At 44.9% G+C, this 14,784-nt stretch carries 12 protein-coding genes; all 12 read right to left on the minus strand.

Annotation, left to right across the window (positions count from 1 at the left end; genetic code table 11):
* Positions 1 to 93 precede the first annotated feature (93 nt).
* On the minus strand, positions 94 to 2,208 hold the full coding sequence (locus NQ117_RS19795) for a methyl-accepting chemotaxis protein (protein ID WP_258279740.1): 2,115 nt from the start codon (positions 2,206 to 2,208) through the stop codon (positions 94 to 96).
* A 293-nt stretch (positions 2,209 to 2,501) separates the two neighbouring features.
* Entirely contained in the window at positions 2,502 to 3,824 is a 1,323-nt protein-coding gene (locus NQ117_RS19800; protein WP_258279741.1) for a peptidase U32 family protein, read from the minus strand.
* A 20-nt stretch (positions 3,825 to 3,844) separates the two neighbouring features.
* Positions 3,845 to 4,780 (minus strand): peptidase U32 family protein, encoded by a 936-nt coding sequence (locus NQ117_RS19805; RefSeq protein ID WP_258279742.1) that lies wholly within the window; start codon positions 4,778 to 4,780, stop codon positions 3,845 to 3,847.
* Positions 4,781 to 4,940: 160 nt separating this feature from the next.
* The gene (gene mltG / locus NQ117_RS19810; RefSeq protein ID WP_258279743.1) at positions 4,941 to 5,993 is read right to left on the minus strand and encodes an endolytic transglycosylase MltG; all 1,053 of its coding nucleotides are present in this window, start codon (positions 5,991 to 5,993) and stop codon (positions 4,941 to 4,943) included.
* Between the two features lie 88 nt (positions 5,994 to 6,081).
* Positions 6,082 to 6,381, minus strand: a complete 300-nt coding sequence (locus NQ117_RS19815; protein WP_258279744.1) for a DUF1292 domain-containing protein — start codon at positions 6,379 to 6,381, stop codon at positions 6,082 to 6,084.
* Positions 6,382 to 6,384: 3 nt separating this feature from the next.
* Complete coding sequence (locus tag NQ117_RS19820; RefSeq protein WP_258279745.1) at positions 6,385 to 6,678, minus strand: DUF1292 domain-containing protein; 294 nt, start codon at positions 6,676 to 6,678, stop codon at positions 6,385 to 6,387.
* Positions 6,679 to 6,689: 11 nt separating this feature from the next.
* Positions 6,690 to 7,106, minus strand: coding sequence for a Holliday junction resolvase RuvX (gene ruvX, locus NQ117_RS19825; RefSeq protein ID WP_258279746.1), 417 nt, complete (start codon positions 7,104 to 7,106; stop codon positions 6,690 to 6,692).
* Positions 7,107 to 7,166: 60 nt separating this feature from the next.
* Positions 7,167 to 7,427 carry an IreB family regulatory phosphoprotein gene (locus NQ117_RS19830; RefSeq protein ID WP_144991565.1) on the minus strand — a complete coding sequence of 87 codons (261 nt, stop codon included), beginning with the start codon at positions 7,425 to 7,427 and terminating at the stop codon, positions 7,167 to 7,169.
* Between the two features lie 95 nt (positions 7,428 to 7,522).
* Positions 7,523 to 10,153, minus strand: a complete 2,631-nt coding sequence (alaS, locus tag NQ117_RS19835) for an alanine--tRNA ligase (protein ID WP_258279747.1) — start codon at positions 10,151 to 10,153, stop codon at positions 7,523 to 7,525.
* 419 nt (positions 10,154 to 10,572) lie between these two features.
* Positions 10,573 to 12,963: an S-layer homology domain-containing protein gene (locus tag NQ117_RS19840; protein WP_258279748.1), complete on the minus strand. Its 2,391-nt coding sequence runs from the start codon at positions 12,961 to 12,963 to the stop codon at positions 10,573 to 10,575.
* Positions 12,964 to 13,182: 219 nt separating this feature from the next.
* Positions 13,183 to 14,253, minus strand: coding sequence for an AI-2E family transporter (locus tag NQ117_RS19845; protein WP_258279749.1), 1,071 nt, complete (start codon positions 14,251 to 14,253; stop codon positions 13,183 to 13,185).
* A 50-nt stretch (positions 14,254 to 14,303) separates the two neighbouring features.
* On the minus strand, positions 14,304 to 14,783 hold the full coding sequence (gene nrdG / locus NQ117_RS19850) for an anaerobic ribonucleoside-triphosphate reductase activating protein (RefSeq protein WP_375163103.1): 480 nt from the start codon (positions 14,781 to 14,783) through the stop codon (positions 14,304 to 14,306).
* Position 14,784 lies beyond the last annotated feature (1 nt).

Below are 14,784 nucleotides of genomic sequence, written 5' to 3' on the forward strand. Positions count from 1 at the left end.
CCATAAAAAAGAGACTACCCATCTGTCATATCTCAATGACTTTGGACAGTCTCTATAAGTTCGATTCATTCAATCGGTACAAATTGTAGCATGTTACTGCTGCACGATACTAAACTGCTTCAATCTCTCCTGCAAATCATTTGATACTTGCTCCAGCTCATTAGAAAGCTCCACCAATCGGTTGGATACAGTCATCTGTTCATTGCTAAGCGAAGCTACTTCTTCAGACGTTGCTGAAGATTGTTCCGCTACCGCACTGACATTAGACATTGCCTCAGTCATAATCCGCTGTGATTCATCGAATTCATTGACAGCCGATGTAGCAGAATCTAGTTTTTCAAATAGGGCAATCATTTGAGATTCTACCCCATGGAATATCATATCCGCTTCCTTTACTGCTCCAAGCTGCTCACGGAATATTGGGTAAGCTTCTCCTAACATGGTTACCGTTTCATCCACTTCACGTTGAATGCTCGCTGTAATCTGACCCACAACTTCAATGGATTGCTTGGATTGATCTGCTAGACCGCGAATCTCATCAGCTACAACCATAAAGCCCTTTCCTGCCGCACCAGCGCGTGCAGCCTCAATTGCAGCATTAAGTGACAATATGTTGGTTTGTTTTGTCATCTGATTGAGCAGATCCAGAATTTGACGAACAGACTGCGTGCTGTCTTTCAGTGCATCAACCTTTGCGACTAAGGAACGAACGATATGCTCGGTAGCAGCGGTCTTTGTACTTAGTTCATTCATATAGCTGGTACCCCGCTGGCTTTTCTGCTGTACTTCAGTTGCTGCATGAAACATTTCTACGTTCATTTCAACGACTTGCTGCATTTTGTTCGTCGTTTGTTCACTGCAATCATTACTGCGCTCTGCTTCAACAGCTAGACTTGCTGCACCTTTTGCAATTTCCTCAGTAGCCAGCGCAATTTCCTTGGCAGAAGATGCGGTACTGCGCGAAGCTTCACTCAACTGCCCAGCAGTAAGCAGCACAGCTTGAGCAGATTCGTCCGTTCGTTGGACAAGATCCTTTATGCGCTCCATCATCGTATTGAAGCTTGTGCTTAGCTGTCCAATTTCATCACTAGAGCGATGCTCCATATGAAGACCAAGCTTGCCCTCAGCACCTTCCATCATCAGATCACGCAGACGCTTGAGCGGCTTACCGACCATTCTCATCACGTAATATCCAAGGAATGCTGCAACAATGATTCCGACCCCGACTGAGATCCAAGTTACATTACGAATCGAATTTGTCTCTTTCACAATCGACTGTACAGGTGTAAATCCATTTAATATCCACCCCGTCTCACGTGAAACAAAATAAGACCCTAACAATTCCCCTTGCTCGGCACTGTCCACAATCTGCTTCCCTGAAGTCGCCTGATCCTGCGGCGTCAGCTGAATGGAAGGAGCCTGACCTAACTTACTTAAGTCATTATCTAAAATAAGCTTCCCATTTGCATCTACAATTTGGATAAATCCGCCTTGGCTTTGATCCCATTTCAAATGATCAGCCAAAGACTGTACGTATATTTCCATCACCATAACGAATTGAGGTTCATTTGTTTTTAAATCATTTACAAGCCTAGCCATCGAAAAAATAGGTTTCGGACTTTGTTCGGCAACTCCTTTGGCACTTGACGGAATCCACACCGGCTGCCCTTTCTTATTTACTGCTTCCTGGAACCATGCTTTTTCCCTAGCAGTAGACAAAGCATCAGAAGGTGTCCCTGATGTAAATATAGGTGTGCCGTTGTTCTCTAACGGAATAAAGAACATCGAAAACAATGTGTTATTCCCAAATACGTAGCCTTTCAGCTCAGATTCAATTTGTTTCGTTTGTTCAAACAATTCGAACGAATTGCTTTTATCACCCCGATACACATTCGACAAGTTTGTATGCAGCTGTTTATCGAAGAGTACCTGATTCGACAGCTTTACGCTGTTGTTGAACAATAAATCAAGCTTTTCCCCCGCTTGAATCAACGTTTGCTTCTGAGACAATGACAACTGTTCCTCTACAATCGTCCTTGATCGATCATAAGAAAATAAACCTATGCTCACTACTAGCAGCGTTACACTTACTAAAAAGATAATGAATAACTTGACCCCCACAGAGCTAAGCGCTTTCAATTTCAGAATATCCCCCTTATTCTGCTTGATTAACGACGGATTCGTATCTTTTTTTCGTGACAAGCGCATCGCTATACCCCTTTCTCTTCCTAAGCAAATAGGCAAATCTAGGTATTAAGTCGTATGTCGTATGTAGTTCGTTGTCCAACTTGGTAAATCCTTCATGATAAATCAAGCTTTTTAAAAAATGATGTCAATTTATTAAGAAACAACAGCGAATAGTCGTTTCTTAACTAAAAATAAATAAACCCTTGCTCGTAAGCAAGGGCCTATTTCTGTGATTAAGGGTGAAAAATATATGGTTACTGATAACTCCATATAACTGTTCAACAGTTTATTGCAGAGCTGTCAGTAGTTTGTTGTTAACGATTCTTTTTGCGCATCATATCAAAGTATTTAACTGGCTGGTCAACCTTCACTTTGACATATTGCAGCGGATGACGAGCCGCATCCAACGGATTGCCTTTCTCATCATAAATCGCCTCAATCGTCTGCTTGAAGAAGAATCCTTTAGGACCAAAGAACTCTACTTCTGTACCAGGCTTAAAGTGATTGCGCTGCTGAACGGTAGCCAACTTAGTCTCAGGATCATAGTCAGTCACAAGTCCTGCAAAGTCATATGGCACAGCCTTCTCTTCTGGCTCATAAATATGATCTTCGTGATCAGGCTCTTCGTAGAAGAAGCCTGTATTGATCGGACGGTTCGCTGCCTTATTCATCTCTTCAACCCATTCTGGCTTCAATTGATAATTTTCAGGGTCAGCCATATAAGAGTCAATTGCTTGTCGATAAACGTTCGTAACCGTTGCCACATAATGAATAGACTTCATTCGTCCCTCCACCTTGAAGCTATCAACGCCAGAGTCTACAAGATCAGGCAAGTGATTAATCATGCACAAATCCTTAGAGCTCATCGCAAACGGATTGTGATCCTCTTGGAACAATGGTAGCTGAGTAATCCCTACCTTGAATGGTTCCAATGCTTGCTTCTTTTCTACATCCTCCGCATCAGCACGATCATCTTCGAAAAGGTCATATCTCCAGCGGCAAGATTGACAGCATCCGCCTCGGTTGGAATCTCGGTCAGTAAAATGATTGGACAAGACACAGCGGCCCGAATAAGAGGAACACATCGCCCCGTGAATAAATGCCTCTATCTCCACGTCCACATGCTGCTTAATTTCTGCAATCTCTTCCATGCTCGTCTCACGAGCAAGTACAACACGAGGAGCCCCTTCATTTTTCCAAAACTGCACCGTTTGCCAATTCGATACGGATTGCTGTGTAGATACATGTACTTCAACTCTTGGCGCTACACGTTGAGCCGTCTCGATAATTACCGGGTCAGCTACGATAATGGCGCTAATTCCGACTTCCTCCAGCTTACGAAGATAGTCCTCCAAGCCTTCAATATCTTCGTTGTGCGCGTAAATATTCGTCGCAACGAATACTTTCGCCCCATATTTATTGGCAAACTCTACACCTTCACGCATTTCCTCGAAGCTAAAATTGTCTGCGTTTGAACGCAAGCCATATTTTTGACCTCCGATGTAAACAGCATCCGCTCCATAATGAATAGCAAACTTAAGCTTCTCAAGGTTGCCTGCGGGAGCTAGCAATTCCGGCTTATCCAGCCGGTTACGCTTGCCAAAGTATTTTCGCTCATGCTTCATTGTTGTTGTCATACGCTTTAGCTCTCCCTTCCTTAGTACATTTGCTCTTTATAGAAAAATCCGAATGACAGTTCACGCTCAGGGTCTTGCACCTCTCGGATACGCTCCAGCCATTGCTCGTTGAATTGATAACTTTGTGGATCCTCTGCATAGCGATCAATCGCTTCACGATATACACGCACGACCGTCTCATTGTAATGCAGCGGCTTCAATAGCGTTTCAATCTTGAATGAATCAAGCCCTGCTTCAAGCAGCAGCTTCAAATCCTCTATAATACATACGTCATCTGAGCTCATTACATAAGTACCATGTTCATCCTCATAAACAGGGTATTTCTCGTCCTGACGTTCCTGTTCGATCAAAAATAACTTGCGCTCAATGCCGACTTCCTCAAGGCGAGCCTCTTTGCCAATATGACGCATGTAGTGCTGAAGAAGATGACGCTTGGAATGATATATATTTGTCATCCCATGTACTTGCACTTCCACTTCCATATCTGGAAGCTCACGCTTCATCTCTTGCACTTGCTCCATATTCAACTCACGCGCCAACACCATGCGGCTTGCGCCACGCTTCTGCCAATAGCGAGCTGTTACATAGTTCGTCGATGTCATCTCGGCGTTCCAGAACAGCTTTGTATTCGGTGCAGAGTCTTTAGCGATCATCAGTATCGCAGGATCTCCATACACGATTGCATCTACACCAACACGTTCCAATTGTGTCAAGTAGTTAGGCAGTTCTTTCATCGTATCATTATGAAACAGTTGGTTAACTGCCACATAGAGCTTCGCATGATGCTCGCGCACGATTGGCATTGCTTCCTCAATAAGCTCAACGGTCATCGCCCCTGGCAAACGAAGGCCGTACTTTGGTTCTCCAACAAGTACCGCGCTAGCTCCGGCTTCGAGCAAACGTTGCACTTCAGTAATGCTGCCCGCTGTTACAAGCAGCTCCGGCTTCTTACTCATCCTCACACCACTTTCCTCTCATTACATAAGCATGTCTCTCTATTTAACTGTAATGCGGCCCCTCATTCCATGCATAATAGCATTGCTTTTTTAAATGGGAGGCCGACTAGATATTCAACATCTAATGAATTGCAACCGTTGGTTGGTAGCTTTCTAACGATTATTGCTTTTTACTTTTTTCAATATTTTTCTGATGTTCCTCATACGTTTTGGCAAACAGATGGGTCGAAGTTCCATCTTTCTTCGTCACATAGAACAAATATTCAGAAACTTCTGGCGCCAATGCCGCAGTGATCGATGCAAGGCTCGGGCTAGCGATCGGTCCTGGCGGAAGCTTGTCCACTTTGTACGTGTTATAAGGACTATCAATTTCTAAGTCTTTATAGAACAAACGTTCTTTAGGCTTATCCAATGCATATTGGACGGTAGCATCAATTTGAAGACGCATTTTATCGTCAATCCGGTTATAGATAACACCAGCCACTAGTGCGCGTTCCTCATCAACAACAACTTCACGTTCTACCAATGAGGCTAATGTGAATAGCTCATGAACCGTTAATCCGCGATCCTTCAGCTGCTGCTCCCAGTTCGGAATTTGCGTTAATCGATTCTCTGTCTCCAACAACATACGATTGATGATATCTTGAGCTGTGCTGCCAATTTGTAATTCATAGGTCTCCGGGAATAAATACCCTTCCAGTGGATGTTTAAGATTCGTATCCTGCGGGATAAGGAATGGAGTTGAATTTTCTTTTTGCAGCAGCTTCGCCGTCTCTGCTGCCGCTGTTAAAAATTCATCCTTTTTGACGATGCCTTCTTTCGCCAGCTTGTCCGCCATTTGCTCAATCGTAAAGCCTTCAGGAATCGTAAAGCGTACACCATCCTGCTTAACGACTTCTCCTCCATTCAGCTTGGCAATGATCTCCTCATAAGTCACTCCTGGTTTAAACGCATACTCTCCAGCCTTAAATTTGCTGCCTTCTCCGTTCCATTTCAAATACGTTTTAAAAAAGGAAGCATTTTTAATAAGTCCTTGCTCTTCTAATTGCTGTGCAATTTTTGACGGGCCAGTACCACTTTCAATCTTCACATGCACTTCATCATTTTTCGCCGCGACTGGCTGTAGACTGCTCCATACATACCAACCTCCGCCAGCAGCCAAAATTAATACAGCTAGAAAAAGAATAGATACTATTTTCAGTCCTGATTTCATGTCATCACTCTCCCACATGGAAAAAAGAGCGGTATGCCCGCCCTTTTTCAAACTATTACAATGTGCGATTACTATCCACAATCAACGCTTACTTCTCTTCTTCAAGCTCATCGGAGAATGCAACTTCATCGTAAAGCTCCATTGCATTCTCCCACTCTTCATCATCTTCAATCGTCTCAAGCTGTGGTTCACCTTGAGCGTTATCCGTAATGCGAAGTACATCTATTTCGCCGTCTTCGTCTTGAACAACGGCATAAGCCTTAGCTTCTATTTGAAATTCCGCTAGCAAGTCAAAGATGCGACTTGTACCTTGTTCATCTGTCATTTCTAACGATGTACCAAACGCGGATGAAATACGATCGATAAATTGAAGTTTCTGTTCGCTCACGTCTTAAATCTCCTCGGAATCCACTAGCGTATTGAATGTCTCTTCAACGATGTTCCACTCTTCTTCATCTTCGATAACGAACAGCTTCAAGTCGTCTCCGTCTTCTTCATAGCGGAATGCATATACTTCTTCAGAATCCTCTTCATCACTAGCTTCAACAGGCACAACCATCATGTACTTATTGTCGGACCCGTCCACTTCGAACTTCATAATGACTTCGAACTCTTCTTCATTGCCCTCATCATCAGGAATGTAGATAATTTCTGGCTCTTCATGTTGCTGTTTATCGTTCGTCATGTTCAAACCCCTCACCTTCTAGATTGATAGTCGAGATAATTCTGCAAAATTATAGTGGCCGCTATTTTATCGACGACCTGTCTTCGTTTCTTGCGACTAACGTCAGCCTCAAGCAATGTCCGCTCAGCAGAAACGGTGCTCAAGCGCTCATCCCACAGGTGAACGGGCAGTCCCAACGATTCTTTCAATGTCTCGGCGAAAGCAATGCTGATTTCGCCGCGTGGGCCGATCGTGCCGTTCATGTTCTTCGGAAGTCCGAGAACAATTTCTTCAACCCCGTGCTCACGCACGAGAGCTTCCAAGCGACGCAAGTCATCTTCTGGTCTGCGACGCACAATAACTTCTACCCCTTGTGCAGTCCAACCCATTGCATCGCTTACTGCGACACCAATCTTGCGGTCCCCATAATCCAATCCAATCAGTTTCATCGTATTCTCCTACCGCCGCTTATGGCAAGTTCGTGCGCCTTGTAACCAACACACGATAAGTTAGCGATGGTGTTTCAGGTAGAACCGAACTAACTCTTCGATAAGTTCATCGCGTTCTTTCTTACCCACCATGCTTCGAGCGTTGTTATGACGCGGAATGTAAGCGGGGTCTCCCGAGAGCAGGTAACCGACGATTTGATTGATTGGATTGTATTCTTTCTCAATCAATGCATCATACACAGACAACAAAATCTCCTGACTAGATGCCTCTTGCTCTTCTGGCTTCACATTGAACTTCATTGTCTTATCCATAGAATTCATCGTCGACACCTCGCTTTATTCTTATCATAACACATACCCGGCAAAACAAGAAATTATACCTTTTTTATCATTTCAGACGAATGCAAACAGGTGCATTAAGCACCTGCCTGCTGACTTACCAACTGTTCAACGAGCGCAAGCGCTTCGCTCAACTTCTCGGCATTCTTGCCGCCGGCCTGTGCCATATCTGGACGACCGCCACCGCCGCCGCCAGCTGCAGCAGCAATCTCTTTAATCATTTTACCCGCATGGAAGCCTTGTTTAACTAATTCCGGAGCTACCGACACGACAAAATTAACTTTTCCTTCACTTGCAGCACCAAGTACGATAATCGCTTGTTCTACCTTCGTCTTCAGCTCATCAGCTGTCGTACGAAGCGCATCCATGCTTCCAGCATTCACTTGCGCCGTCAACACTTGTACGCCTGCAATTGTACGTACTTGATCAGTCAATTGTCCTGCTTCCATACTGGAAAGCTTCGCTAATAACGATTCATTTTCACGTGCTAATTCTTTCTCACGTGCGAACATTGCCTCTACACGTTTAGGCACATCAGAAACATTGGACTTGAGTAAGCTCGCAGCTTGCTTCAACACATCCAATTGAGCCTCCATATATTGATACGCATTACGACCCGTAACGGCTTCAATTCTTCGTACGCCAGATCCAATTCCACTCTCGCTTACAATTTTGAACAAGCCAATTTCAGACGTATTGTTTACGTGACAGCCACCGCACAGCTCAATGCTGTATTGACCAACTTGTACGACGCGAACGACGTCTCCATATTTCTCGCCGAACAACGCCATTGCGCCCATTGCTTTCGCTTCATCAATCGATTTCAGCTCGATTGTAAGCGCAGTGCCCTTCCAAATCTGTTCGTTCACACGGCGCTCGATATCTGCCAACTCTTCTGGCTTAATGCTACCCAAGTTGGTGAAGTCGAAACGAAGACGCTCTGTTTGCACCAAAGAACCTGCTTGGTTAACATGCTCGCCAAGTACATCCTTCAATGCTTGATGAAGCAAGTGTGTAGCGGTATGGTTCTTAATGATGTCTTCGCGTTCTGCACGAGCTACAGCCGCTTCGATCGTCATCCCTTCACGCAGCACGCCTTCTTCTACTGTTACAATATGAACATGTTGGCCATGCGGTGCTTTTTTCATATTTTCAACACGCGCAACGAGACCAGAACCTGTCAATACACCAATATCGCTTACTTGTCCACCGCTCTCAGCATAGAACGGAGTACGATCAAGAACGACTTGGCAAGTTTGACCTACAGCCGCTTCCTTAACTAGTTCGTTGTCCGCAATAATCGCTAACACCGTGGAAGATGTTACATACTCATCATAACCAACGAATTCGCTTTTAGTCGTAAGATCAGCAAGCGGTCCACCTTGTACGTTCATGCTCTCGGAAACTTGACGTGTGGAACGTGCGCGTTCGCGCTGCTCTTCCATCGCCGCATCAAATCCTTCACGATCAACCGTCAAGCCGTGCTCTGCCGCATATTCTTCCGTCAAATCAAATGGGAAGCCGTATGTGTCATACAATTTGAACGCATCAGCTCCACTAATTTGCGTGTGGCCTTTCTTCTTAGCAGCTGCTGCCATATCAGAAAGAATCGCAAGACCGTCAGCAAGCGTCTCATGGAAACGCTCTTCTTCGTTCTTGATTACCTTCTCAATGAACTCGCGCTTCTCTACTACTTCTGGGTAGTAAGTGCCCATTACATCGCCAACCGTCTTAACTAGCTCGACCATGAACGGACGATCCATGCCAAGCATTTTTCCGTAGCGCACAGCACGGCGAAGCAAACGACGAACAACATAGCCACGGCCTTCATTGGACGGCAATACGCCATCGCCAGCTGTAAATACAACGGTACGAATGTGGTCAGCAATTACTTTGAACGCAACATCCAATTCTGGATTTTCTTTATATTTCACACCAGCAATACGGCTCGTCTCTTCAATAATCGGCATGAACAAGTCCGTATCGAAGTTCGAATCTACATCCTGCAAAATGGAAGCGAAACGCTCCAAACCTGCGCCTGTATCGATATTTTTATTCGGAAGCGGCGTGTAACTGCCGTCCTTGTTATGGTTGAATTGGGTGAACACCACATTCCATACTTCTAGATAGCGTTCATTTTCACCACTCGGGTAGTTTTCTGGATCGTTAGGATCTCCGTACTTCTCGCCACGGTCATAGAAAATTTCCGTACATGGTCCGCAAGGCCCTTCGCCGATATCCCAGAAGTTATCTTCTGTTTTGATGATGTGGTCAGCTGGAACACCAATCTTCTCGTTCCATAATTTGTATGCTTCCTCGTCTTCCGGATATACGGTGACATATAGACGCTCAGCTTCAAGTCCAATCCATTTCTTATCAGTCAAGAACTCCCAAGCCCACTCGATAGCATCTTCCTTGAAGTAGTCCCCAATAGAGAAGTTGCCGAGCATTTCAAAAAACGTATGGTGACGACGTGTTTTACCTACGTTTTCGATGTCATTTGTACGAATACATTTTTGCGAGTTCGTAATACGTGGATTGTCAGGAATGACACGTCCGTCAAAATAAGGCTTAAGCGGTGCCATACCCGCATTAATCCACAACAACGATGGGTCGTTATGCGGTACGAGCGATGCGCTCGGTTCGATATGATGTCCTTTGCTCTCGAAAAATTGAAGCCACTTAGCACGAATATCGCTTGCTTTCATGAAGGATTCCTCCTATGACGTTATGTTCCATATAGTTGTATAAAAAATAAAAATCGCCCCTGACATGCAGGGACGATTAAATATCGCGGTACCACCCTGGTTATCGCTTGGCTTGCATGCTCGACCTGCAACTACAGCTGCATAGAATGAGCACGATGCAAGACTAAACATAAAGCGATCTCCTCGACGTTGATAACGGGTTCGACCCGGTGAAGTTCATTCACACTCCGTAACTAGCGTTCAGCGGCACTTCATGGTGAAGATTCTTACAGCCTATATACAGCGTATTCCGCCATATAAGGAATCTTCTCTCTGGTCCAAGGGCTGCAGCTTACTCGGTTTCATCTACGTTTTGAGCATTAATAGTATTGTCCAATTATTAGTATAGTTAGCCAGAGGAACGTTGTCAAACCCCGTTCTTACTGACTTCTTCCGTTAGATGAACTCGTTAAATAACCGACCTCTTGAAGCACACGCTGCAGCATAACTGCACCTTGTGCACGAGTAGCATTACCTTGTGGCGCAAACGTTTTAGCATTAAGCCCCGATATAAGTCCTGCCTCAACCGCTTTGGACACATCCCGCTTCGCATAAGAGCTTATATGATTCCGATCCGAGAACTTCTGAACAGCAGTACCATCTTCCGTCAGCGATTGTCCGGCGGCATTCATGACACGAACGAGCATCATCGCCATTTGTTCACGAGTAATCGTCTGACTTGGCCGGAACGTGCCATCGCTGTAGCCGCTAATAATGCCTGCTTTGGAAGCTGCCCCTATCATGCCTGCCATTGGATGTGAATTACTAATATCACGGAATTGCGCTGCCCCAGAAGGATCAGGCTTCAAACCAAATGAACGAGCGAGCAGTACGGCAAATTGTGCGCGTGTCAGCTTTTGTTCTGGCGAGAAGCGGTCATTCGATGTTCCTTCAATGATAAACTTCGAGGCAAGTGTCTCAATGGACGCACGCGCCCAATGCGAGCTCGTATCATGGAAGGACTTAGTACGCTCAGCTAATGCAGCGCTGATATTGGACTTATTTGCGAACTTTACCAGTGTAATCCCACGCTCTACTTTGATTGTATTTGCGATATAAAGGATGCGATCGGCGTTGGTATCGTATTGAACGGCTGATAAATACCTTGGCTGATAAACCGACGTTAAACGGTAAGCATGCTGTACATCTGCTGTTATATGACGTGGTGCCTTGCCATCTACAAAGGAATACAATGAGAACTTATGAGGACTGATAAGCTGGCGTGCACTGAGCTGACTAAGCTTCTGAGTCAACTTATTTAAAGTTGGGTCTTCTTCCACATGAATAGCTACCCATATCGAAGAATCATTTGCCCATTCGGTACGAATGCCGGTGTAATTCAAGTTATTTAGCGGAAGCGTATATACCGTATCCTTGTATTTAAGTGAAAACTTTGCCCCGCTAGATTGCTTGGCTGCTGTTTCCAGAACTTGTAGCGGAATGACGATGATTCCACTATTCTCTGTAACTGGAATTTCATATATAACATGTTTAGCAGCGCTGTTCTTTGCTGCATAATCAAGTGCAGAAGCGACATGATCCTTGTTGAGTACATAGCGGTTGCTCGACACTGCACTACTATGAGATGGAGACTGTGCAGATTGCTTGGTCGCTGAGTTCTGATTCAGTGTATAAATGCCGTGTTCCAACAACCACTCATAGGGTGTATCGGTAAGATGTGCAGGACGATTACTTGGTGTATTCGGTTGACCTGGTGTACTTGGTGTCCCTGGATTACCCGGATTGCTTGGCGTACCCGGCACTCCGCCTGGCCCCCCTGGTCCTCCTGGACTTCCGGGATTACCGGGCTTACCTGGCGGTTTTCCTGGGACACCAGGATTGCTGGGTTGACCCGGATTCCCTGGTTTGCCAGGCTGCTCTGGCGTACCCGGTCCTCCTGGCTTGCCAGGGGCGTCAGGCTTGCCCGGTTGCCCAGGTGTGTGCGCACCATATACAACAGGCACATTCACTAATGCCGCGAGGCGATTTCCTACCACATCCTCTAACGGCGTTTGGCCAGGGGTATAACTTAACGTAATGCTGTCATTATGATGTGCTTGCTGCTTAAGTTGGATGGTCACGATGTTAGAATTGGAAGAGAGGCTGCTTAAACTTAGAGGTTGTTTATTACGATATACACTGAACTGTTGTAAGGCAGCTAAAGTTACTGGCTTAAGTCTTTCTGAGAAAACAAGAGTTACGACATTGTCTCTCATCGCAGCTTGGCTAAGTACAGGTGAAGAAGTATCATTACCTGCTTCCGTCCTGAATATCCAATCCCGATCATAAATTCCTACAAAATCACCAACGTTGCTGCGGAATGTGCCATAATCAATCCATACTGTATATTCTGTATCTGGATTCAATGTCGTTCCCACTTGCCATTCGATAGCTCGATTGTTGTTCGTTATTTTAACGCGGGCATCACTGACCGGAATTCTTTCAACATCGTCCCCCATTAAAGTCCGGATCGCTAGCTCACCCTTTCCCTTTACAATCGCCTGATCGAAGGTAAGCTTAAGTACTGGCCGCGTGCTTACTTGCTGTGCAGCAGTCGTTGGAGCCGTATTGACTAGTCGAACCGCCTTCCAACTATTTGCCAATGGACCTACTGATGCCATTTCTGGGGATGTAGTCATAGAGGAATTTTTTGGCGGCAGCTGTTCCGCATTTGCGATTGCCTGATCATCTGATGCAGCTGAGGCAGCAAGTGGTTGCAATACAATCAACACAGATACAGCGTATACGAAGCATGATCTTAATAATTTCACTACTTATTTCACTCCTCGCACATTTACAAATATTTCTTGTAACTTATATAGACGAATTAAATTGCAATTTGTTGTGCTTTTTCATCAAAAAATTGGTGTCAATTTGTCACATCGCCCGTCAGGATAAACATTCCTCCCCTTTCTTCCCAAAAAATTTAATATGAATGATCTATGACTCACAGCAAAAAAGCTGTTCGATACACGAACAGCTTCAAACCGCTACAACGTTCTACGTCTGACGAAGTAAGTAAATACATGTTGGAGCACAACCTTCAACGCCGCGAAGACAGGCACTGCCAATATCAAGCCAACCACTCCAGCTACTTCTCCACCTACAAGCAAAGCGAAAATGATCGACAACGGATGCATATGCAGCGTTCTTCCTACGACCTGTGGAGAGATAACATTTCCCTCTAATATTTGACAAGCCGTATTTACGATAATGACCATCAACATCATCTTAAATGAGATCGTTGAGGCAACAATCAAGGCAGGAGCCGCTCCAAAATAAGGACCTAAATACGGAATAATATTAAATATCGCTACCATTAAAGCCAAAAGCAGCGCATAAGGCATACCAATAATCCAATAGCCGATATAGGCCAGCACCCCGATTATGACACAGACGAGAAACTGTCCACGAATATAGCTTCCGAGTGCAGCATCAATATCTTTGAACATCATGACAAAGTGCTTGCGATGGCTTCTAGGCACATAGGCAACTACCGTTCGTTCGAACACTTCAAAGTCCTTTAAAATGTAGAAAATAAGGAACGGGACGATTAACGCAACAAACAGCATATTAATCGTCGCACCAATATTGTCTATAAAGTGTGTAATTCCTTTGCTCATCCGTTGTTCCAGCATAAACATCCATTCATTCATACCCGTCCGAAGCGTTGGCGGCATTAAGGAAGACTGACTAAGTCCGTTCATAAATCGCTCTGCCTTCGCATTCAACTGTGGCATCTGTTGATTCAGCCCTTCAAGCTGCGCCAACAGCATCGGAATAGCATTCATAAGAATTACAGTAACCGAGAAAATAAATACCGCATAGATGAGCAGCACCGCAATCGTACGCGGTACTTTGCGATCATTTAACAACGAGACGATCGGATTAAGTACATAAGCGATGATCATAGCGATAAAGAAAGGGGCAAAGATCGCCTTAAAAAACGTATACAAATGGCCGATAACCGGACGCAATAAATACAGCATATATAAAATAAGCAATCCGAGAAGCATATAAATGCCGTATACGAACAATTTATTTTTTAACAAACGCTCCACTGCTTCTCACACTCCATCGGGACATGCATTCACAGTAGAGTATATGTCATCTACACCAAAAATAATCCGTCAGGATTTCCATTAGATAACTTCCAAACTCGTTGATTGTCGCTGCCGCGATAACGCAATTCCGGTCGTCTGCGCTCTTGTAAGAACGGCCCGTCTACCAACACATCTATATAGGTCAACAGCTCATTCATATCTGCAGTTCCATTTTGCTGTATATATTCCAACGTATATCCCGTATATGCCCAAATGTGACGCCCTGCCTCACGGAGAATTCGCGCTAATCTCTTTACTTCACGCGCCTGCATAAACGGTTCCCCGCCAGATAAAGTTATATCGGTAAGCGGATTGGATAGGAGCTCAGCAGCTGCTTCCTCTACGCTGAGCACTTCGCCAGCTTGTATTTTCCATGACTGCGGATTATGGCATCCAACACATCGATGTGGACACCCACTCAAAAAAATCACCGAGCGCAATCCTTCACCATCTACAACACTATCATGTACAAATGACAATACACGCAAG

This window comes from Paenibacillus sp. SC116 (genome assembly GCF_024733555.1).
Classification (GTDB): Bacteria; Bacillota; Bacilli; order Paenibacillales; family Paenibacillaceae; genus Paenibacillus_B.